Source organism: Kluyvera genomosp. 1 (genome assembly GCF_001266615.1).
Lineage (GTDB): Bacteria > Pseudomonadota > Gammaproteobacteria > Enterobacterales > Enterobacteriaceae > Kluyvera > Kluyvera cryocrescens_A.
Genome location: NZ_LGHZ01000020.1, coordinates 23974 through 44049 on the forward strand (window position 1 = coordinate 23974; position 20076 = coordinate 44049).

Genomic DNA, 20076 nt, shown 5'->3' on the forward strand with positions numbered 1-20076 from the left:
ATGCGTGAGGCGATTGCCGGGGATTTTACTGCTCACCGTTGCCACACTGATAGTGATTATCGCGCTGCTGGTGAGTGGCCTGCGTCTCGCCTTGCCACATCTGGACTCCATGCGTCCGGCGCTGCTGGGGAAAATCGAGGCGGCAACGGGATTACCGGTTGACGCCTCGCAGATAACGGCGAGTTGGCAAAATTTCGGCCCGACGCTGGATGTCCGCGATATTAAAGCCGGTCTTAAAGACGGCGGCGAGCTGTCCATCAAGCGCGCCTCGATGGCGCTGGATGTCTGGCAAAGCCTGCTGCATATGCGCTGGCAGTTCCGTGAACTGACTTTCTGGCAGTTGCAAATCCGCACGAATACCCCACTGCAGAATAACGACGGCGGCGATGGCATTAAAGGCGATCGCGTAGCCGACCTGTTTCTGCGTCAGTTTGACCACTTTACGCTCCGCGACAGCCAGCTCAGTTTCCTGACGCTCTCCGGCCAGCGCGCTGAGCTGGCCATTCCACAGCTGACCTGGCTAAACGATAAAAATCGCCACCGCGCTGAGGGAGAGTTAAGTCTTTCCAGCCTCACCGGCCAGCACGGCGTGATGAAAGTGCGGATGGATTTGCGCGATGAAAATGGCTTGCTGAACAAAGGCCGTCTGTGGCTACAAGCTGATGACATTGACGTTAAGCCATGGCTGGGTCGTTGGATGCAGGACAACATTGCGTTGACCAGCGCCCGCTTTAGCCTTGAAGGCTGGGCATCGCTGGATAAGGGGGAAATCTCCAGCGGCGACGTTTGGTTAAAGCAAGGTGGAGCGAGCTGGCAAGGCGACCAACAGCAGCACCATCTGGTGGTGGATAATCTCACCGCCCATCTATCGCGTGAAAAAGAAGGGTGGGAATTCCGTATACCTGACACCCGTATCACTATTGATGATACGGCTTGGCCACGCGGTGCGCTGGCGCTGGCGTGGATCCCGGCGCAGGAAGTGGGTGGACCAAACCATCAGCGCAGCGATGAACTGCGTATTCGCGCCAGTCACCTGTCTCTGGCTGGCCTGAACGGCCTGATGCCGATTGCCGAAAAATTGTCACCAGAGCTGGCTGACGTCTGGCGCACCGCTCAGCCCACCGGCTCAGTTGACGCGTTTGCGATTGATATTCCTCTGCAGGACTCGGCGAAAACGCGCTTTAACGCCAGTTGGGATAACCTGGCCTGGAAGCAGTGGAAGCTGCTACCGGGGGCGGAGAATGTATCTGGCAGCGTCGTAGGCAGCGTTGAAAATGGCTCGCTGAAGGTGGCAATGCAAAAGGCATTGATGCCATATGAGCACGTATTCCGCGCACCGCTGGAAATTGCCAATGGCGTGGCCACCCTGAACTGGGTGAATAACGACAAAGGTTTCATGCTGGATGGCCGCAACATTGACGTGCAGGCGACGGGCGTTCGTGCCGCCGGTGGTTTCCGTTATCTCCAGCCGAAAGACGATCAGCCGTGGCTGGGCATTCTGGCGGGGATCAGCACCAACGACGGCGGCCAGGCATGGCGCTATTTCCCTGAAAACCTGATGGGCAGCAAGCTGGTTGACTACCTCAGCGGCGCAATAAAGGCCGGTAAGGCTGAGAACGCCACGCTGGTATACGGCGGTAACCCGCACCTGTTCCCGTATCCGCATAACGAAGGTCAGTTCCAGGTCTACGTGCCGCTGCATGACGCCACTTTCGCTTTCCAGCCTGACTGGCCTGCGCTGACCGACCTGAATATTGAGCTCAACTTCGTTAACAGCGGCCTGTGGATGAAGGCCGACAAAGCGATGCTGGGCGGCGTAACTGCCCGTAACCTGGATGCCTCGATTCCCGATTATGCCAAAGAGAAGTTGCTGATTGATGCCGATATCAACGGCCCGGGTAAAGCGGTTGGCCCGTATTTCAAGGACACTCCGCTGAGCAAATCCTTAGGTGCCACGCTCGACGAGCTTCAGCTTGATGGGGATGTGAGTGCTCGCTTACATTTAAACATTCCGCTGGACGGTGAACTGGTGACCGCGACCGGTAACGTGGCGTTGAACAATAACAGCCTGTTTATCAAACCGCTGGACAGCACGCTGCACAACCTGAAAGGTAAATTCAGCTTTAACAACGGCAATTTGACCAGCGAACCGCTGACTGCGACCTGGTTTAATCAACCGCTCAGCGTCGATTTCACCACGACCGAAGGAGCGAAAGCCTATCAGGTGGGTGTGAATCTGCAGGCTGACTGGCAGCCCGCCCGCACCGGCGTGCTGCCGAAACAGCTTAATGATGCGCTTAAAGGCAACGTACCGTGGAAAGGCAATGTTGCGATTGACTTGCCGTATAGCGGGAGTGCGACCTATAAAGTTGGGATTACCGGCGATCTGCAAAATGTGAGCAGTGACTTACCGCCGCCGGCGGATAAACGTGCCGGGCAGGCGCTGCCGCTGAAAATTAATGTCGATGGTAACCTGCACAGCTTTGACCTGACCGGTAACGTTGGGCCGACGAACCACCTCAACAGCCGCTGGCTGTTAGGCAATAAGCTCAGACTGGAGAGCGCTATTTGGGCGTCGGACAGCCGGACAATTCCGCCGCTGCCGCAAACTTCGGGTATTGAGCTTAATTTGCCACCGATGGATGGTGCGCAATGGCTGGCCCTGTTCCAACACGGCGCGGCAGACGGTGTGAGTACTGCCGCCGCCTATCCGCAGAATATTACGCTACGTACGCCATCGCTGACCTTCGCCGGGCAGCAATGGAACAATCTCAGCATCGTGTCGCAACCAACGGCGGGCGGCTCGCGGGTTGAGGCGCAGGGACGAGAAATTAACGCCAGCCTGACGATGAAAGACGCCCAGCCGTGGCAGGCCGCGGTGCGTTATCTTTATTACAACCCATCGGCTAACCCGCTGGCAACGGCTTCTGCGGTGACCGCAAACCGCCAGCCGGTAAGCAGCCCGATTGATTTCCACGGCTGGCCGAATCTTCAGCTGCGCTGCGCGGAGTGTTGGCTATGGGGGCAGAAGTACGGTCGTATCGACGGTGATTTCAGTATTAAAGGCGACACCTTATCGCTGGCAAATGGTTTGGTAGATACCGGATTTGGGCGCCTGACCGCCGACGGTGTGTGGGTGAATTCGCTTTCCGGTCAGCGCACTTCACTGAAAGGGAAGATCCACGGCAATAAGATTGACGACGCGGTGACTTTCTTTGGTGTTTCCACGCCGATTCGCGATTCTTCTGTTGATGTGGACTACGATTTACATTGGCGCGATAAACCGTGGCAGCCGGACATGGCATCGCTCAACGGTATCCTGAAAGCGCACATCGGCAAGGGACAGTTTACCGATTTGTCCACCGGGCATGCCGGGCAGCTGCTGCGTCTTCTGAGTGTGGATGCGCTACTGCGTAAGCTGCGCTTTGACTTCAGCGATACCTTTAGCGAAGGCTTCTATTTTGACTCCATCCGCAGTACCGCGTGGATTAAAGACGGCGTGCTGAATACCGACGATACGCTGGTGGATGGCCTGGAAGCGGATATCGCCATGAAAGGGTCGGTTAACCTTGTGCGCCGTGAACTGGACATGGAAGCGATCGTGGCGCCAGAAATCTCGGCGACGGTCAGCGTGGCGACCGCCTTTGCGGTGAACCCGATTATCGGTGCGGCGGTATTTGCCGCCACCAAAGTGCTGGGGCCGCTGTGGAACAAAGTGTCGATACTGCGCTATCGCATTACTGGCCCTATCGATAAGCCACAAATTAATGAAGTGCTGCGTCAGGCGCGCAGCGAGAAAAAGCCATGATTTGACGCAAGCCTTGAATTGCCTCAATCTCATAACACAAACACCCGGAATACAGGCCTGAAATGCGTCAAGCGCGCGGGCATTAACGAGTAGCGAAATAATGAGTCTAAATCTGGTAAGTGAACAATTGCTGGCGGCGAACGGCCTGAATCATCAGGACCTGTTTGCTATTCTTGGTCAACTCACGGAGCGCCGTCTGGATTATGGCGATCTCTATTTTCAGTCCAGCTATCACGAATCCTGGGTTTTAGAAGATCGCATCATTAAAGATGGTTCTTACAATATCGACCAGGGCGTTGGGGTACGTGCGGTGAGCGGTGAAAAAACCGGTTTCGCCTACGCCGACCAGATTAGCCTGCTGGCGCTGGAGCAAAGCGCCCAGGCGGCGCGGACTATCGTGCGCGATAGCGGTAATGGCAAAGTTCAAACGCTCGGTGCTGTCGAATACTCTCCGCTGTATACCACGCTCGATCCGCTGCAAAGCATGACCCGCGAGGAGAAGCTGGACATTCTGCGTCGGGTCGACAGCGTAGCGCGCGCTGCCGATAAGCGTGTGCAGGAAGTGACGGCCAGCCTGACCGGTGTCTATGAGCTGATTCTGGTCGCGGCAACCGACGGTACGCTGGCGGCGGACGTTCGCCCACTGGTGCGCCTGTCGGTGAGCGTGCAGGTTGAAGACGATGGCAAACGTGAGCGCGGCGCCAGCGGCGGCGGCGGACGTTTTGGCTATGACTATTTCCTCGCCGATCTCGATGGCGATGTGCGTGCCGATGCTTGGGCGAAAGAAGCCGTGCGTATGGCGCTGGTCAATCTGTCTGCGGTAGCAGCACCGGCGGGAACCCTGCCGGTGGTACTCGGCGCGGGCTGGCCGGGCGTGCTGTTGCATGAAGCGGTAGGCCATGGTCTGGAAGGCGACTTTAACCGTCGCGGTACCTCGGTCTTTAGCGGCCAGATGGGACAGCTGGTGGCTTCTGAGCTGTGCACGATTGTTGATGACGGCACGATGACCGATCGCCGTGGTTCCGTGGCTATCGATGATGAAGGTACACCGGGCCAGTACAATGTGCTGATCGAAAACGGCATTCTCAAAGGTTACATGCAGGACAAGCTCAATGCACGCCTGATGGGTGTGGCGCCAACCGGCAACGGTCGTCGTGAATCCTATGCGCATTTACCCATGCCGCGTATGACCAACACGTATATGCTGGCGGGCAAATCGACGCCGCAGGAAATCATTGAATCTGTGGAGTACGGCCTGTACGCGCCGAACTTTGGCGGTGGCCAGGTGGATATCACCTCCGGTAAGTTCGTCTTCTCAACGTCAGAAGCTTACCTGATTGAGAACGGTAAGGTGACCAAGCCGGTGAAAGGGGCGACCCTGATTGGTTCCGGTATCGAAACCATGCAGCAGGTCTCGATGGTGGGGAACGATCTCAAGCTGGATAACGGTGTTGGCGTATGCGGTAAAGAAGGCCAGAGCCTGCCGGTTGGCGTAGGCCAGCCGACGCTGAAAGTCGACAGCCTGACCGTTGGCGGTACCGCCTGATAATTTGTGTGCGCCCGGTATAATCGGGCGCATGCTTATCTTACCAAATCGTTTTCATCTCCGTGCCCACGCATTCCCTGGTAAAGCCGGGCGACATCCACGAAGTAATCCGTCAGATAATTAATACACACCTGCACTTTCAGCGGTAGCTTGTCCTTTTCGGTATACAGCGCGTACACCGGGCGCGGATCGGATTGATAGCGCGGCATAATGATCTCTACTTCACCTCGGTTGATCTCATCGATCGCCCACATCAGCGGGACGTAGGCAAGCCCGGCTCCGGCGGAGAGCCAGCGGGTGAGGGTCATCGGATCGTTGGTCACAAACCGCCCCTGCGGAATTAAGCGGGTGGAGATCCCTTCCGGCGCGATCAGCTCAAATTCATTATCCGGCCGGACGCTGTACTCCAGCCACGAGTGATTCGCAAGGTCTGCCGGTTTTTCGGGGATGCCCGCATGCTGGAGGTAGCTTTTCGCGGCGCACACCACCATCGGCATTGAGCCCAACCGGCGCGAAAACAGGCTTGAATCCTGAAGCGCACCCACGCGGATCACCACGTCCAGCCCGTCGGCAATCAAGTCTGGCGCCGGGATCCCGGTGACCAGGTTAACCGTCAGCCCCGGATACTCTTTCAGCATATCCGCAGTGATCCGGGCGAGGACATTTTGTGCCATAGTTGATGAACAACCGATGCGCAGCGTGCCGATGGGCGTGTTGTTAAAGGCGTAGAGCTGCTCGTGAACTTCCTGCACCTCATAGAGCATCCGGCGGCAGCCCTGGTAGTAAATTTTGCCTGCTTCGGTGAGGCCAATGCTGCGCGTACTGCGGTTGAGTAGCTTGACCTGGAGTTCATCTTCCAGTTTAGAGACGGTCTGGCTAATCGATGAAACGCTCATCTGAAGCTGTCGTGCCGCGGCGGTAAAGGAGCCTTGCTCGACAACTTTGGCAAACACCGACATCCGTTTTAATCGTTCCATTGTTCACTCTGGCTTAAAAGTGATTTGCATCACACTATGTAGATAAGGCTATGACTGTTACGTTAAAATACTGTTAGCTGAATAACTAAATACACAAAACCATTCTAGCAGTATCCCAGTGGCAACAGCCTGAATCCCCTGGCGTCTACGCAAGTAAACCGCCGGGACGAACGAGTGTCGCCAATATAGAGATACCCGAATGATGAAGTGTAACGTTTCAATCTCATCTGCACGCTAGTCTAGTAAGGTCAACATGAGCCTGTTCCCTGTCATCGTGATTTTCGGTCTCTCTTTTCCACCGATCTTCTTTGAGCTGCTGTTATCGCTCGCCATTTTTTGGTTGGTGCGTCGCGTGCTGACGCCAACCGGGATCTACGATTTCGTCTGGCATCCCGCGTTGTTCAACACCGCACTGTACTGCTGTCTGTTTTATTTGATATCACGTTTGTTCGTTTGAGGTGGAAGTGAAAACACTAACAAGAAAAATCTCTCGTACCGCCATTACGGTGATACTGGTTATCCTGGCGTTCATCGCGATTTTCCGCGCCTGGGTCTATTACACCGAATCGCCGTGGACGCGTGATGCCCGCTTTAGTGCGGATGTGGTGGCGATCGCCCCGGATGTTTCAGGTCTGATTACTCAGGTTGCGGTTAAGGATAACCAACTGGTTGCTAAAAATCAGGTTCTGTTTGTAATCGATCAACCGCGTTATCAAAAGGCACTTGCCGAAGCGGAAGCGGACGTTTCTTATTACAAGGCGCTGGCCGAAGAGAAAAGCCGTGAAGCCGGGCGTCGTAACAAGCTTGGCGTGAGCGCGATGTCGCGAGAAGAGATCGATCAATCCAATAACGTGCTGCAAACCGTGCTGCATCAGATGGCAAAAGCACAGGCCACGCGCGATCTGGCGCGTCTTGACCTCGACCGTACCGTTATTCGTGCCCCGGCAGATGGCTGGGTCACCAACCTCAACGTCTATGCCGGTGAGTTTATTACCCGTGGTTCCACAGCGGTGGCGCTGGTGAAACAGCACTCATTCTACGTCATGGCCTATCTTGAAGAGACCAAACTTGAGGGTGTTCGCCCAGGCTACCGCGCAGAAGTCACACCGCTGGGCAGTAACCACGTATTGAGGGGCACCGTCGATAGCGTCGCTGCTGGCGTCACAAACGCCAGCAGTAGCGTGGACAGTAAAGGCATGGCGACCGTTGATTCCAACCTCGAGTGGGTTCGTTTGGCCCAGCGTGTGCCGGTGCGTATTCGCCTTGATAAAGAGCCGGGTAATCTCTGGCCAGCAGGCACTACTGCTACGGTAGTGATTACCGGCAAAAAAGATCGTGACGCTAGCCAGATGACGTTCTTCCAGAAACTGGCGCTGCGCCTGCGTGAATTCGGTTAATCGTCATGGGCATTTTCAGTATTGCCAACCAGCACATCCGCTTTGCCATCAAACTGGCCTGTGCGGTGGTGCTGGCGCTGTTTGTTGGCTTCCACTTTCAGCTTGAAACCCCCCGCTGGGCTGTTCTGACCGCTGCGATTGTTGCGGCTGGTCCTGCGTTTGCAGCGGGCGGTGAACCCTACGCTGGGGCGATTCGCTATCGTGGGATGCTGCGTATTGTCGGCACCTTTATCGGCTGTATCGCTGCGCTGGTGATTATCATCACCATGATCCGTGCTCCGCTATTAATGCTGCTGGTTTGCAGCATCTGGGCTGGATTTTGTACCTGGGTATCGTCGCTGGTGCGGGTCGAGAACTCCTACGCCTGGGGGCTGTCCGGCTACACGGCATTGATTATTGTGGTTACGATTCAGACAGAACCGCTGCTGACGCCGCAGTTTGCCGTCGAGCGCTGCAGCGAGATTGTGCTCGGGATCATTTGCGCGATCGTTGCCGACCTGTTGTTCTCCCCGCGCTCGATCAAAAAAGAGATCGATAACGAACTCGACGCCATGCTTATCGATCAATACCGCCTGATGCAGCTGTGCATCAAGCACGGCGATAGCGATGAGATGGACCGCGCGTGGTTGGCGTTGGGGCGTCGCACCGCCGCGCTGGAAGGCATGCGTAGTAACCTGAATATGGAATCTTCGCGCTGGGCACGGGCCAACCGTCGTCTAAAAGCGCTGAATACCGTTTCGCTGACCATGATTACTCAGGCCTGTGAAACCTTCATCATGCAAAACTCACGTCCGGAAATCATCACCGACGCCTATCGTGAGCTGTTTGCCGAACCGGTTGAGACGGTGCAGGATGTGCATCGCCAGCTGAAGCGTATGCGCCGGGTGCTGGCGTGGACGGGCGAACACGATACGCCGGTGACTATTTACAGCTGGGTAGGGGCGGCAACGCGCTATTTGCTGCTCAAACGTGGGGTGATTGGCAACGCCAAAATCAGCGCCCGTGAAGAAGAGATCCTGCAAAGTGAAGTGGTCGTGCGACCGGACTCCGCCGAGCGGCATCATGCGATGATCAACTTCTGGCGCACCACCGTCTCGTGTGCGCTGGGCATTTTATTCTGGCTGTGGACCGGCTGGACTTCCGGTAGCGGTGCGATGGTGATGATCGCCGTGGTGACCTCGCTGGCGATGCGTTTACCGAACCCGCGCATGGTAGCGATCGATTTCCTTTACGGCACCATTGCGGCCCTCCCCATTGGGGCGTTCTACTTCCTGATTATCATTCCAGCTACCCAGCAAAGCATGCTGCTGCTGTGCCTAAGTCTTGCAGTGATGTGCTTCTTTATCGGGATTGAAGTACAGAAAAGGCGACTGGGTTCGCTCGGCGCGTTGGCCAGTACCATCAACATTCTGGTGCTGGATAACCCGATGACCTTCCATTTCAGCCAGTTCCTCGACAGTGCATTAGGGCAAATCGTCGGCTGCTTTATGGCATTCATCGTTATCCTGCTTATCCGCGATAATTCCCGTCTGCGCACGGGGCGTGTGTTGTTAAACCAGTTTGTATTTGCTGCCGTATCGGCAATGACCACTAACATGGCGCGACGTAAAGAGAACCATCTGCCGGGGCTCTATCAGCAGCTCTTTTTATTGCTGAACAAATTCCCCGGTGATATTGCCAAGTTCCGTCTGGCGTTGACGCTGATCATCGCTCACCAGCGCCTGCGAGATGCGCCGATTCCGGTGAATGACGATCTGTCTGAATTTCACCGCCAGCTGCGCCGTACCGCTGACCGGGTGATTTCAGCCAGCAGCGATGATAAACGTCGCTATTACTTCACGCGATTGCTGGGTGAGCTCGAGGTATATCAGCAGAAGCTGCGCACCTGGGAAGCCCCGGCACAGGTCACGGAGCCCGTTGAGCGTCTGGTACTAATGCTGCATAAATATCAGGGCGCGCTGACCAGTAGTTAAGTTGCTTTCCCCTGGCGTGTACCGCCACGCCAGGCCTCCTTCCCAAACCCCACATTCCCTATCCCGCCCTATACTTAGAGAGAACCATTTCTCAGGAGGGTGTAATGACCACGCAAGCACTGCAGGATAATGACCTTTTCCAGACCGGATATCTGGTCAACGGCGAATGGCAGCAACTCAATTCCACCTTTGACGTACTCAACCCGGCAACGGGTGACGTCGTGGCGAAGGTAGCCAAAGCCGGTAAAAAAGAGACCGAACAGGCGATAGCCGCCGCTGCGAAGGCGTTTCCGCTATGGCGTGCGAAAACGGCGAAAGCGCGTTCAGAGCTGCTTTATCGCTGGTATCAGTTGATTATCGACAATAAAAGCTGGCTGGCGCGGCTAATGACCATAGAACAGGGCAAGCCACTGAAAGAAGCCGAAGGCGAAGTGGATTACGCAGCGAGCTTTATCCAATGGTTTGCCGAGCAAGGTAAACGGGCGAACGGCGAAATTATTCCGCCAGCAAAACCCGGCTCGCGCATCCTGGCAACGCGAGAACCGATAGGCGTGGTTGCTGCGATTACACCGTGGAACTTCCCCATGGCGATGCTCACCCGCAAGCTCGGCCCCGCGCTGGCGGCAGGCTGCACCGGGGTGATTAAGCCCGCCAATAACACACCGCTTTGCGCCTTTGCACTGCTGGCGCTGGCGAAGAAAGCCGGGATACCGGATGGCGTATTGAACGCGGTAGCAGGCAATACGCAGGAGATCAGCGACGCGATTATGGCCAGCCATGAAGTGCGTAAAATCTCCTTCACCGGCTCAACGTCGGTTGGGAAAACGCTGGTTCGCAATGCAGCTGAAACCATGAAGAAAGTCTCCATGGAGCTCGGTGGCAATGCGCCTTATATCGTGTTTGAGGATGCCGATATTGATGTCGCCGTACAGGGGGCTATCGCCAACAAATTCCGCAACGCCGGGCAGGTGTGCGTCAGCGTGAACCGTTTTTATATTCATGACGGCGTCTACGCGCGTTTTGTCAGCCAGTTAGCAACGGCGGTTAAGGCACTAAAAGTGGGTGATGGGCTGGAAGATGGTGTGGTTGTTGGGCCGCTGATTGAAGCTTCTGCGGTTAAAAAAGTGCGTGAGCATGTCGAAGATGCGCTAGCAAAAGGAGCCGAAGTGCTCGCCGGCGGTGAGGCTCATGCGCTGGGTGGCAACTTCTGGCAGCCGACGGTGCTGGGAGAGTGCCATGAGCAGATGCTGTTGGCGCAGGAAGAGACGTTTGGTCCGCTTGCTGCCTGCTTCCGCTTTAGCGACGAAGACGATGTCATTCATCGCGCGAATAATACCCCCTACGGCCTGGCGGCGTATTTCTATACTCAGAATCTCTCTCGTGTGTTCCGCGTCTCACAGGCGCTGGAAAGCGGTATGATCGGCATTAACGAATGTGCGGTGTCGACTGAGCTGGGGCCTTTTGGCGGCGTGAAAGAGTCTGGGCTCGGGCGTGAAGGCTCGGTGCTGGGATTGGAAGAGTACCTTGAGGTAAAAACGTTACACATCGGGGGACTCTAGTCCTGATGGATGGGGAGAGGGCGTAAGATGGAAATCTATACTTTTGATTTTGATGAAATAGAAAACCAGGGCGATTTTTATCGGGAATTCGCTCGACTCTTTGCCCTCGACAGCGACCAGATTCGCAATCTTGATGCGTTATGGGATGCGGTCATTAGCCCGCAAATGCCGACGCCACTGGAGATTGAATTCATCCACCTGGATGATAAGCAGCGTCGGCGCTACGGTGCGCTGATTCTGCTGTTTGATGAGGCGGAAGAGGAACTGGAAGGGATGCTGCGTTTTAACGTTCAGCGTGGATAAAAAAAAGCCCTCGCATAAGGGCGAGGGCAAGTCGTCGGACAAGACGACGAGGGTTTATTTGTACAGCTCAGCCGTAGCGTGCCAATGGTCGCCGGTACGGGCTTCAATTACGCGGTAGCTGCTAGCGCCTTCTTTTTCAGCTTTTGCGGCTAACTCACTACGCATGTCCATTGGTGCACTACCAACCTGTGATACGGAGATGGTGCCCATTGGCTGCAGGTTCTGAGCTTGTTCTGCGTTCACCTGGTGTACTGCGGCGCTTGCGCCGAAAGACAGAACAGATGCCAGACCAAGGGATGCGATAATCATTGCGCTTTTCATAGTGTTACTCCTCACCTTATTCTTCAGCGGTGAGAGGATATGCTTTGTGTCCTGGACCGCTGGGATATTTTAATTTACTGATTGCCGACGTATTGCTTCACACTGACTTATTTGTACAGTTCAGCCGTTGCGTGCCAGTGGTCACCGGTACGCGCTTCAATGATGCGATAGGATGAAGCACCTTGTTCTTCCGCTTTTTTGTTCAGCATTTCATGCATATCCATCGGAGATGAACCGACGGAACCGATAGAAACGGTGCCGATTGGCTGACGATTTTGGGCCTGATCGCTGTTGATGGAATCAGCGGCGAAAGCACCAAACGAGATAACGGAAAGGATGCTCAGAGCAGCAACGGTAGTTTTGATTTTCATGATACTCACCTCGTCGAATTTTTTTGGAGGGCCTTTGTTTTGTGACCCTCATCACGAAATTAAGTATACACTAATCACACAAAATATTAATACCCTCCTAATGGTTTCGCGTGTAATTACATGTCAATAAACGTCATTTTTAGAACATATACGTATAAAAAAACGCATATTTTGGCAAAGTTAGGCTGTAATAATGCGGAAAATCAAAAAGATAGAAGAATTTGATATTTTGTGCGATTAAGTCAGGATATATTCACTGCATCTATATATTCAGCCAATGAATCGCACTAAATGCTAACGAAACGGCAGATGAAGATGTGGGGATAGCGAGGGGGAAGATGTCTCCTCTGGAAGATCCAGAGGAGTAGGGAAGGGAATTACAGTTCCTGCTCGAACAGAACCTGAATCGCTTCGAAGAGGTCTTTCACGGTAAAGCCTCTGGCCGGCGTGGTAAAGATGGTGTCATCACCAGCGATGCTGCCGAGGATGCCTTCCGCTTTGCCCAGCGAGTCCAGCAGACGTGCAATGAGCTGCGCAGCTCCCGGGCTGGTATGAATGACGACAACGGAATCGTTGTAATCGATATCCAATACCAGATTCTTAAGCGGGCTGGTGGTGGTCGGCACGCCCAGCTCGGCTGGCAGGCAATAAACCATCTCCATTTTGGCGTTGCGCGTACGCACGGCACCAAACTTTGTCAGCATACGAGAGACTTTGGATTGGTTGATATTATCGAAGCCTTCTTCTTGTAAGGCCTGAACAATTTCGCCCTGAGAGCTAAATTTTTCTTCCTTCAGTAAGGCTTTAAAGGCTTTTACTAATTCTTCTTGTTTGGTTGAACTTCGCATAAGTCACCCGAGTATGGTGGTGAAATTAACATTATTATGCATATAGGTGAATTTTTATGCAAACAATTTGCCTGAAGAGGCTAATTCGAATAGAGAAAGGCGGGATTTTAGCAAAAATTAGACCTAAGAAACATGCCTATATCACGGGATCCAAATAAGATAAAAGTAAATGAATTGTTATTAAATTGCTGTTGTTTTACACAACATGCTGCGTATATTGTAATCGATAGTTGATGAAAATTTGGTTTCGTAGATAGGCCTTTTTCTGGGAGTGATGCAGTGGATCCAGCAATGCTGTTGGAAACGCCGCATTCTGTAAGCAATTATATTGTAATTATTTACCTTGTGAATTAAGGTCGCCGCAACGGAGTAACTACAGGTCTCTCCTGCGTTGGTTATGCGGTCCACGACAGGTTGCTACCTGAATGTCATTAACCATAATAAGGAGTTTAGGATGAAAGTCGCAGTCCTTGGTGCCGCCGGCGGTATTGGCCAGGCGCTTGCCCTACTACTAAAGACCCAACTTCCTTCAGGTTCAGAACTCTCTCTGTATGATATTGCCCCCGTCACGCCCGGAGTGGCAGTTGATCTGAGCCATATTCCGACTGATGTTAAAATCAAAGGTTTCTCGGGTGAAGATGCAACGCCTGCGCTGGTTGGGGCTGATGTTGTCCTGATCTCGGCGGGTGTCGCACGTAAACCCGGCATGGATCGCTCCGATCTGTTTAATGTTAACGCTGGGATTGTGAAAAACCTGGTCCAGCAAATTGCCAAAACTGCGCCTAAAGCCTGCATTGGTATTATTACCAACCCGGTCAACACCACGGTAGCTATTGCCGCTGAAGTGCTGAAAAAGGCGGGCGTGTACGATAAGAACAAGCTGTTCGGCGTGACCACGCTGGACATCATCCGTTCCAATACTTTTGTGGCGGAACTGAAAGGCAAAAACTGCGGTGACGTTGAAGTCCCGGTGATTGGCGGCCACTCTGGCGTCACGATTCTGCCTTTATTATCCCAAATCCCTGGCATCAGCTTCTCCGATCAAGAAGTGAATGATCTCACTAAACGCATCCAGAACGCGGGCACTGAAGTGGTGGAAGCGAAGGCGGGTGGCGGGTCTGCAACCCTGTCAATGGGCCAGGCTGCGGCGCGTTTCGGCCTCTCTTTAGTTCGTGCACTGCAGGGCGAGAAAGGGGTTGTGGAATGTGCGTATGTTGAAGGCGACGGCGAATATGCCCGTTTCTTCTCACAGCCGCTGCTGCTGGGTAAAAACGGTATTGAAGAGCGTCAGTCAATTGGCAAACTGAGTGCCTACGAACAGCAGGCGCTGGACGGTATGCTGGAGACGCTGCGCAAAGATATTCAGTTGGGCGAAGAATTCGTCAATAAATAAGCGCAATGCGTTGAGAAGATCACAAAGGGGCCAATGGCCCCTTTGCTTTTTTTGCGTTAGTTTGACGCCGGATATTCCTGAACCGTCACCTGCATCGTCATTTTCTTATCGTCACGCATCACCACAATCGGAATCACCGAACCAGGGCGAATTTCTGCCACCTGGTCCATAGTTTCCAGCGCGGAAACGGCCTGCTTGCCATTCACCGAGATGATCACGTCGTTGTTCTGGATCCCCGCCTGCGCGGCTGGGCCGTCTGGAGAAATATCGTTAACCACAATGCCCTGGAGTGGATCGATGCCGCCCTGTGCATGAACCGGGGCAATCTCGCGACCGCTAATGCCGATAAAGCCACGGATCACGCGACCATCGCGAATCAGCTTGTCCATAATTTTGGTCGCCAGCTGGAAGGGGATAGCAAAGCTCAGCCCTTCTGGCGTTTCGCCATCGTTGCTCTTATCGAACGAGAGGGTGTTGATCCCCATCAGTTCGCCAAGCGAGTTCACCAGCGCACCGCCGGAGTTCCCGTGGTTGATAGAGGCATCGGTTTGCAGGAAGTTCTGGCGTCCGCTTGGGTTGAGGCCAATACGACCGGTGGCGCTGATTATCCCCTGGGTGATGGTCTGCCCGAGGTTGTAAGGGTTGCCAATCGCCAGAACGACGTCGCCGATGTGTGGCACGCGGGCTGGATTAATCGGGATAACCGGTAGACCGGCAGTTGCGTTAATCTTAAGCACTGCCAGATCGGTCAGGCTATCGGAGCCTACCAGCAGCGCTTCAAACACGCGGCCATCCTGGAGCGCGACGATGATTTGGTCGGCGTCGTTGATGACGTGTTTGTTGGTAATAATGTAGCCGCGCTCATCCATGATCACCCCGGAGCCGAGCGTTTTAATCTCAAGCTGGCTATGGGTGCTGCTGTTTAAGCTGCGATTGTAGACGTTGACTACCGCTGGCGCTGCGCGACGCACCGCCGAGTTGTAGCTCGCCGGGGATTCATCCATGCTGCTAAAGCGCTGGGAAGATAATGGATTCCACTGGCGTAAAGAGGGAACGGTAGCAATCAGTATGCCACCGACCAGTAAACCGAGTGCGACCGAACGTAAGAGCTTTACAAGCATGATACCGGCATCATTGATAAGGAAACTGGACGAAGCATACCACGAGTTAACCGGACATACATTCCATGCTACGTCCGGTTTTTTCGTGGATTAACGCATCAGCAGATAGATACTCTCTTCGCCACGCAGCACATTCACCGCAATAACTGCCGGTTTGGCTTCCAGTACTTTGCGCAGCTCTGCTATCGACTGTGTAGGCTGGCGGTTCACGCCAATGATGACATCGTCTTTATGTAGACCGACCTGGGCGGCCGGACTGCCTTTCTCAACGTTCGAGATGACAACGCCTTTCGTCCCGTTTTTCGCCTGGCCATCGCTCAGCGATGCGCCTTCCAGGGCCGGGATAATCAGCTGTGCGCTGGCGGTCGACGAAGTGCTCTTATCCAGCGTAACTTCGACATCCATCGGTTTACCGTCACGCAGCAGGCCCAGTTTAACCTTGGAGCCCGGTTCGGTGGTGGCAATGCGTGAACGCAGCTCCGCAAAGCTATTGAGCGGTTTACCGTTCAGGCTGGTAATCACATCACCTGACTTGATACCGGCTTTTGCCGAACCTGAGCCTGGCAGGACTTCGCTGACGAAGGCACCGCGCTGTACGTTGAGGTTAAAGGCTTTCGCGATATCCGCAGTCATTTCCATCCCGCGAATGCCAAGCAGACCACGCTTGATTTCACCAAATTGAATCAGCTGTTGTGCCAGGGTTTGCGCCATATTGCTCGGGATGGCGAAGCCTATCCCTACGCTGCCACCGCCGGGTGCCAGAATGGCGGTGTTGATACCAATCAGTTCACCGTTGAGGTTAAGCAGTGCGCCACCGGAGTTGCCGCGGTTAATGGCGGCATCGGTCTGAATAAAGTTTTCCAATCCTTCGAGATTCAGGCCGCTGCGTCCTAGCGCAGAAACGATACCTGAGGTGACGGTCTGACCGAGGCCGAACGGATTACCCACGGCCACGGCAAAGTCGCCGACGCGCAGTTTGTCGGAGTCGGCGATAGCGATCTGCGTCAGGTGGCTGGCTTTCTGAATTTGCAGCAGGGCGATATCACTTTGGTCATCGCTACCGATAAGTTTGGCGTCGAACTCGCGGCCGTCATTTAATTGCACGCTGATCTTTTGTGCATCGCTGATCACGTGATTGTTGGTGAGCACGTAGCCTTTAATCGCATCGATGATGACGCCAGAACCCAGCCCTTCAAACTGCTGTGTCGGTTCATTGGGTCCATTGCTGCCATCGTCACCAAAAAATTTCTTTAATTCGTCGGGTACCTGCTGGTTAACCGGTGCGGTGCCTTCAACCTGCACGCTAACGACTGCCGGCAGAACTTTCTCCAGCATGGGGGCCAGGCTTGGCACAGCACCCTGGCCGGGAACCTGTGTTGGCAGTGAGGCCAGTACCGGTGCCGGTACGGCAAGAGATAATCCAATGCTTAACGCTAACGCACTTAACAGTAAAGTCGATTTGCTCATTGATGCTGGCCCTCATGACCCTGGATATAAGGACAATGCTTCCCGAAAAAACTGATGTTATTGAAGTAAATATAGTCGGCGTGCGCAGAAGAGGACGGGCGCATGTCATGCGCCCGTAAAAAATAACTGAAATGCAGATTAATCGCGTTTAGCGCCGCTACGCAGCAGGCCAGAAGCGCCGTCAGAATAGTCGCGTGGCATCTGAACCGGAGCCTGGTCGTTGCCGGCTTCGGATTCTGCCAGACGGTTGCGGAACGGGTTGGCTTCCGGCGACATACCCGGCAGCAGGTTGCTGGAGCTTTTCGCCATATGCTGGTAAATCTGGCGATAATCGTCCGCCATGTTATCAAGCAGCTCGGCGCTGCGGGCGAAATGGCTGACCAGCTCTTCGCGGTACTCTTCCAGCTCGGCTTTGTTTTTCTCCAGTTCGTACTGCAACGCTTGCTGCTGGCGTAGCTTGCTATTACCAAAACGCATGGCCACGGCACCAATAATGATACCGACAACTAACCCAATTAGCGCGTATTCCCAGGTCATGAACATCTCCCGTTGTTTTGTTGTTCCGTAGGGTCTTGGCGGCTTCGGCAACTCCATGCCTACGCCCGATAGTGCCACTATAACCGCTAATCCCGTAGAAGTGGAATCCTGACGCATCATCGCGTAGTGTAGAACGGACTTTTTTTGGTCAATCGTGAAGTAAGACATACCGGTTTTCAAAGGAATAACAATTAGATCATGCAAAGCCTGTCCCCCACATCGCGCTATCTTCAGGCCCTCGAGCAGGGTAGTCATCAACCCGATGATGTTCAGCGTGAGGCGGTAAGCCGTCTCGACACTATTTATCAGGAACTCCAAAACAAACCCGCAGCCCCCGCTTCAGGCGGCGGACTGAAGGCGCGCTTCGGCAAGCTGTTGGGTAAAAAAGAGACCGACACGCCAACGGCGGTTCGCGGCCTTTATATGTGGGGCGGCGTGGGGCGAGGTAAAACCTGGCTAATGGATATGTTCTACCAAAGCCTGCCCGGTACACGTAAGCAGCGCCTGCACTTTCACCGGTTTATGCTGCGCGTGCACGAAGAGCTGGCGGCATTGCAGGGCCATAGCGATCCGCTCGAAATCGTCGCCGAGCGGTTTAAAGCGGAAACCGACGTGCTCTGTTTCGATGAGTTTTTTGTCTCTGATATCACGGATGCGATGTTGCTTGGCGGGCTGATGAAAGCGCTGTTTGCCCGCGGCATTACGCTGGTGGCAACGTCAAATATTCCACCGGATGAGCTGTACCGGAATGGCCTGCAGCGGGCACGTTTTGTGCCAGCGATTGAGGCCATCAAAGAACACTGCGATATCATGAATGTTGATGCTGGCATCGACTATCGCCTGCGTACGCTTACTCAGGCGCATCTGTGGCTGTCTCCGCTCAATAACGATACGCGCCAGCAGATGGATAAACTGTGGCTCGCGTTGGCGGGCACCTCGCAGCAGAATAAAACAACGCTGGAAATCAATCATCGCCCATTACCGACACTTGGCGTTGAAAACCAAACGCTGGCGGTTTCCTTTACCACCCTGTGCGTCGATGCGCGCAGTCAGCACGACTACATTGCGCTCTCGCGATTGTTCCATACGGTGATGCTGTTTGATGTCCCGGTGATGACCCCGCTTCTGGAGAGCGAGGCGCGGCGCTTCATTGCATTGGTTGATGAATTTTATGAACGCCACGTGAAACTGGTGGTGAGCGCAGAGGTCGAGCTCTACAACATCTATCAAGGGGAGCGGCTGAAATTTGAGTTCCAGCGCTGTCTGTCGCGTCTGCAGGAGATGCAGAGCGAGGAGTATTTAAAGCGTCCGCATATGCCGTGAGACCCAACCGGCATAAAACCCTGCGTAAATCACATAAAGGGGTCGATCTTTGACCCCGACTTCTCTATACTCTTGCGACCCCACGTTACGAGAGAGTTTTTTTCCCAAAACTTTCTATGCGCCGGCATAGGCTATTCGAAGGGGTAGGTTTGCTGGACAATGTCGTGTGAACCTCATCTGACTAAACGTTTGGGTGTTCACCAACGTGTAACTAATTTATTTGGGTAAGCTTTTAATGAAAACTTTTACAGCTAAACCAGAAACCGTAAAACGCGACTGGTATGTTGTTGACGCGACCGGTAAAACTCTGGGCCGTCTGGCTTCCGAACTGGCTCTGCGCCTGCGCGGTAAGCATAAAGCGGAATACACTCCGCACGTAGATACTGGCGATTACATCATCGTTCTGAACGCTGACAAAGTTGCTGTAACCGGCAACAAGCGTACTGACAAAGTATACTATCGTCACACTGGCTACGTCGGTGGTCTTAAAGAAGCGACCTTTGAAGAGATGATTGCTCGCCATCCTGAGCGTGTGATTGAAATCGCGGTTAAAGGCATGCTGCCAAAAGGCCCGCTGGGTCGTGCAATGTACCGTAAACTGAAAGTTTACGCAGGTAACGAGCACAACCACGCGGCACAGCAACCGCAAGTTCTTGACATCTAATCGGGATTATAGGCAATGGCTGAAAATCAATACTACGGCACTGGTCGCCGCAAAAGTTCCGCAGCTCGCGTTTTCATCAAACCGGGCAACGGCAAAATCGTTATCAACCAACGTTCTCTGGAACAGTACTTCGGTCGTGAAACTGCCCGCATGGTAGTTCGTCAGCCGCTGGAACTGGTCGACATGGTTGAGAAACTGGATCTGTACATCACCGTTAAAGGTGGTGGTATCTCTGGTCAGGCTGGTGCGATCCGTCACGGTATCACCCGCGCTCTGATGGAGTACGATGAGTCCCTGCGTGGCGAACTGCGTAAAGCTGGCTTCGTTACCCGTGATGCTCGTCAGGTTGAACGTAAGAAAGTCGGCCTGCGTAAAGCACGTCGTCGTCCTCAGTTCTCCAAACGTTAATTGGTTTCTGCTTCGGCAGACGGCAATTTGCGAAAAAACCCGCCTCGGCGGGTTTTTTTA

At 54.0% G+C, this 20076-nt stretch carries 18 protein-coding genes; 11 read left to right on the top strand and 7 right to left on the bottom strand.

Annotated features, from left to right (window positions below):
* The first annotated feature begins 4 nt into the window (after positions 1-4).
* A complete protein-coding gene (gene yhdP, locus KP80_RS12625; RefSeq protein ID WP_052284000.1) occupies positions 5-3808 on the top strand; it encodes an AsmA2 domain-containing protein YhdP in 3804 nt (1267 codons plus the stop codon).
* A 100-nt stretch (positions 3809-3908) separates the two neighbouring features.
* Entirely contained in the window at positions 3909-5354 is a 1446-nt protein-coding gene (gene tldD / locus KP80_RS12630) for a metalloprotease TldD (protein WP_052284001.1), read from the top strand.
* 35 nt (positions 5355-5389) lie between these two features.
* On the opposite strand, the gene aaeR is transcribed toward tldD, so the two are convergent.
* A complete protein-coding gene (gene aaeR, locus KP80_RS12635) occupies positions 5390-6331 on the bottom strand; it encodes an HTH-type transcriptional activator AaeR (protein ID WP_052284002.1) in 942 nt (313 codons plus the stop codon).
* A 253-nt stretch (positions 6332-6584) separates the two neighbouring features.
* On the opposite strand from aaeR, the gene aaeX reads away from it, so the two are divergent.
* From aaeX to KP80_RS12660, 5 genes are all read left to right on the top strand, one after another.
* The gene (gene aaeX, locus KP80_RS12640) at positions 6585-6788 is read left to right on the top strand and encodes a p-hydroxybenzoic acid efflux pump operon protein AaeX (RefSeq protein WP_035891204.1); all 204 of its coding nucleotides are present in this window, start codon (positions 6585-6587) and stop codon (positions 6786-6788) included.
* A gap of 7 nt (positions 6789-6795) precedes the next feature.
* Positions 6796-7728 carry a p-hydroxybenzoic acid efflux pump subunit AaeA gene (gene aaeA / locus KP80_RS12645; RefSeq protein WP_052284003.1) on the top strand — a complete coding sequence of 311 codons (933 nt, stop codon included), beginning with the start codon at positions 6796-6798 and terminating at the stop codon, positions 7726-7728.
* A 5-nt stretch (positions 7729-7733) separates the two neighbouring features.
* Positions 7734-9701: a p-hydroxybenzoic acid efflux pump subunit AaeB gene (aaeB, locus tag KP80_RS12650; protein WP_052284004.1), complete on the top strand. Its 1968-nt coding sequence runs from the start codon at positions 7734-7736 to the stop codon at positions 9699-9701.
* A 104-nt stretch (positions 9702-9805) separates the two neighbouring features.
* Positions 9806-11260, top strand: coding sequence for an NAD-dependent succinate-semialdehyde dehydrogenase (locus KP80_RS12655; RefSeq protein ID WP_052284005.1), 1455 nt, complete (start codon positions 9806-9808; stop codon positions 11258-11260).
* Positions 11261-11287: 27 nt separating this feature from the next.
* Positions 11288-11563 (top strand): barstar family protein, encoded by a 276-nt coding sequence (locus KP80_RS12660; RefSeq protein WP_052284006.1) that lies wholly within the window; start codon positions 11288-11290, stop codon positions 11561-11563.
* Positions 11564-11617: 54 nt separating this feature from the next.
* Here KP80_RS12660 and yhcN-B read toward each other — a convergent pair whose 3' ends face one another.
* The 3 genes from yhcN-B to argR all read right to left on the bottom strand — a co-directional run bounded on the left by yhcN-B (position 11618) and on the right by argR (position 13103).
* Positions 11618-11884 carry a DUF1471 family stress response protein YhcN-B gene (gene yhcN-B, locus KP80_RS12665; RefSeq protein ID WP_052284007.1) on the bottom strand — a complete coding sequence of 89 codons (267 nt, stop codon included), beginning with the start codon at positions 11882-11884 and terminating at the stop codon, positions 11618-11620.
* 107 nt (positions 11885-11991) lie between these two features.
* The gene (gene yhcN, locus KP80_RS12670) at positions 11992-12255 is read right to left on the bottom strand and encodes a peroxide/acid stress response protein YhcN (protein ID WP_052284008.1); all 264 of its coding nucleotides are present in this window, start codon (positions 12253-12255) and stop codon (positions 11992-11994) included.
* Between the two features lie 377 nt (positions 12256-12632).
* On the bottom strand, positions 12633-13103 hold the full coding sequence (argR, locus tag KP80_RS12675) for a transcriptional regulator ArgR (RefSeq protein WP_052284009.1): 471 nt from the start codon (positions 13101-13103) through the stop codon (positions 12633-12635).
* A 454-nt stretch (positions 13104-13557) separates the two neighbouring features.
* On the opposite strand from argR, the gene mdh reads away from it, so the two are divergent.
* Positions 13558-14496 carry a malate dehydrogenase gene (gene mdh, locus KP80_RS12680; protein ID WP_052284010.1) on the top strand — a complete coding sequence of 313 codons (939 nt, stop codon included), beginning with the start codon at positions 13558-13560 and terminating at the stop codon, positions 14494-14496.
* A 56-nt stretch (positions 14497-14552) separates the two neighbouring features.
* Here the strand turns inward: mdh and degS are convergent, their stop codons facing one another.
* The 3 genes from degS to zapG all read right to left on the bottom strand — a co-directional run bounded on the left by degS (position 14553) and on the right by zapG (position 17621).
* Positions 14553-15617 (bottom strand): outer membrane-stress sensor serine endopeptidase DegS, encoded by a 1065-nt coding sequence (gene degS / locus KP80_RS12685; protein WP_052284011.1) that lies wholly within the window; start codon positions 15615-15617, stop codon positions 14553-14555.
* A 90-nt stretch (positions 15618-15707) separates the two neighbouring features.
* Positions 15708-17084 carry a serine endoprotease DegQ gene (gene degQ, locus KP80_RS12690; protein WP_052284012.1) on the bottom strand — a complete coding sequence of 459 codons (1377 nt, stop codon included), beginning with the start codon at positions 17082-17084 and terminating at the stop codon, positions 15708-15710.
* A 138-nt stretch (positions 17085-17222) separates the two neighbouring features.
* The gene (gene zapG, locus KP80_RS12695) at positions 17223-17621 is read right to left on the bottom strand and encodes a Z-ring associated protein ZapG (protein ID WP_052284013.1); all 399 of its coding nucleotides are present in this window, start codon (positions 17619-17621) and stop codon (positions 17223-17225) included.
* Positions 17622-17819: 198 nt separating this feature from the next.
* Between zapG and zapE the strand changes: the two genes are divergently transcribed.
* The 3 genes from zapE (at position 17820) to rpsI (ending at position 20016) form a co-directional block, all read left to right on the top strand.
* Complete coding sequence (gene zapE / locus KP80_RS12700) at positions 17820-18944, top strand: cell division protein ZapE (protein ID WP_052284014.1); 1125 nt, start codon at positions 17820-17822, stop codon at positions 18942-18944.
* A 235-nt stretch (positions 18945-19179) separates the two neighbouring features.
* Positions 19180-19608: a 50S ribosomal protein L13 gene (gene rplM / locus KP80_RS12705; RefSeq protein WP_052284015.1), complete on the top strand. Its 429-nt coding sequence runs from the start codon at positions 19180-19182 to the stop codon at positions 19606-19608.
* A 15-nt stretch (positions 19609-19623) separates the two neighbouring features.
* Entirely contained in the window at positions 19624-20016 is a 393-nt protein-coding gene (gene rpsI / locus KP80_RS12710; protein WP_000829815.1) for a 30S ribosomal protein S9, read from the top strand.
* The last annotated feature ends 60 nt before the right edge of the window (positions 20017-20076 follow it).

Bases quoted from the DNA above. Each gene is read 5' to 3' on its own strand.
- tldD (WP_052284001.1), top strand. From the start codon at position 3,909: ATGAGTCTAAATCTGGTAAGTGAACAATTGCTGGCGGCGAACGGCCTG.
- aaeR (WP_052284002.1), bottom strand. From the start codon at position 6,331: ATGGAACGATTAAAACGGATGTCGGTGTTTGCCAAAGTTGTCGAGCAA.
- aaeX (WP_035891204.1), top strand. From the start codon at position 6,585: ATGAGCCTGTTCCCTGTCATCGTGATTTTCGGTCTCTCTTTTCCACCG.
- aaeB (WP_052284004.1), top strand. From the start codon at position 7,734: ATGGGCATTTTCAGTATTGCCAACCAGCACATCCGCTTTGCCATCAAA.
- KP80_RS12655 (WP_052284005.1), top strand. From the start codon at position 9,806: ATGACCACGCAAGCACTGCAGGATAATGACCTTTTCCAGACCGGATAT.
- KP80_RS12660 (WP_052284006.1), top strand. From the start codon at position 11,288: ATGGAAATCTATACTTTTGATTTTGATGAAATAGAAAACCAGGGCGAT.
- yhcN-B (WP_052284007.1), bottom strand. From the start codon at position 11,884: ATGAAAAGCGCAATGATTATCGCATCCCTTGGTCTGGCATCTGTTCTG.
- yhcN (WP_052284008.1), bottom strand. From the start codon at position 12,255: ATGAAAATCAAAACTACCGTTGCTGCTCTGAGCATCCTTTCCGTTATC.
- argR (WP_052284009.1), bottom strand. From the start codon at position 13,103: ATGCGAAGTTCAACCAAACAAGAAGAATTAGTAAAAGCCTTTAAAGCC.
- mdh (WP_052284010.1), top strand. From the start codon at position 13,558: ATGAAAGTCGCAGTCCTTGGTGCCGCCGGCGGTATTGGCCAGGCGCTT.
- degS (WP_052284011.1), bottom strand. From the start codon at position 15,617: ATGCTTGTAAAGCTCTTACGTTCGGTCGCACTCGGTTTACTGGTCGGT.
- degQ (WP_052284012.1), bottom strand. From the start codon at position 17,084: ATGAGCAAATCGACTTTACTGTTAAGTGCGTTAGCGTTAAGCATTGGA.
- zapG (WP_052284013.1), bottom strand. From the start codon at position 17,621: ATGACCTGGGAATACGCGCTAATTGGGTTAGTTGTCGGTATCATTATT.
- zapE (WP_052284014.1), top strand. From the start codon at position 17,820: ATGCAAAGCCTGTCCCCCACATCGCGCTATCTTCAGGCCCTCGAGCAG.
- rplM (WP_052284015.1), top strand. From the start codon at position 19,180: ATGAAAACTTTTACAGCTAAACCAGAAACCGTAAAACGCGACTGGTAT.
- rpsI (WP_000829815.1), top strand. From the start codon at position 19,624: ATGGCTGAAAATCAATACTACGGCACTGGTCGCCGCAAAAGTTCCGCA.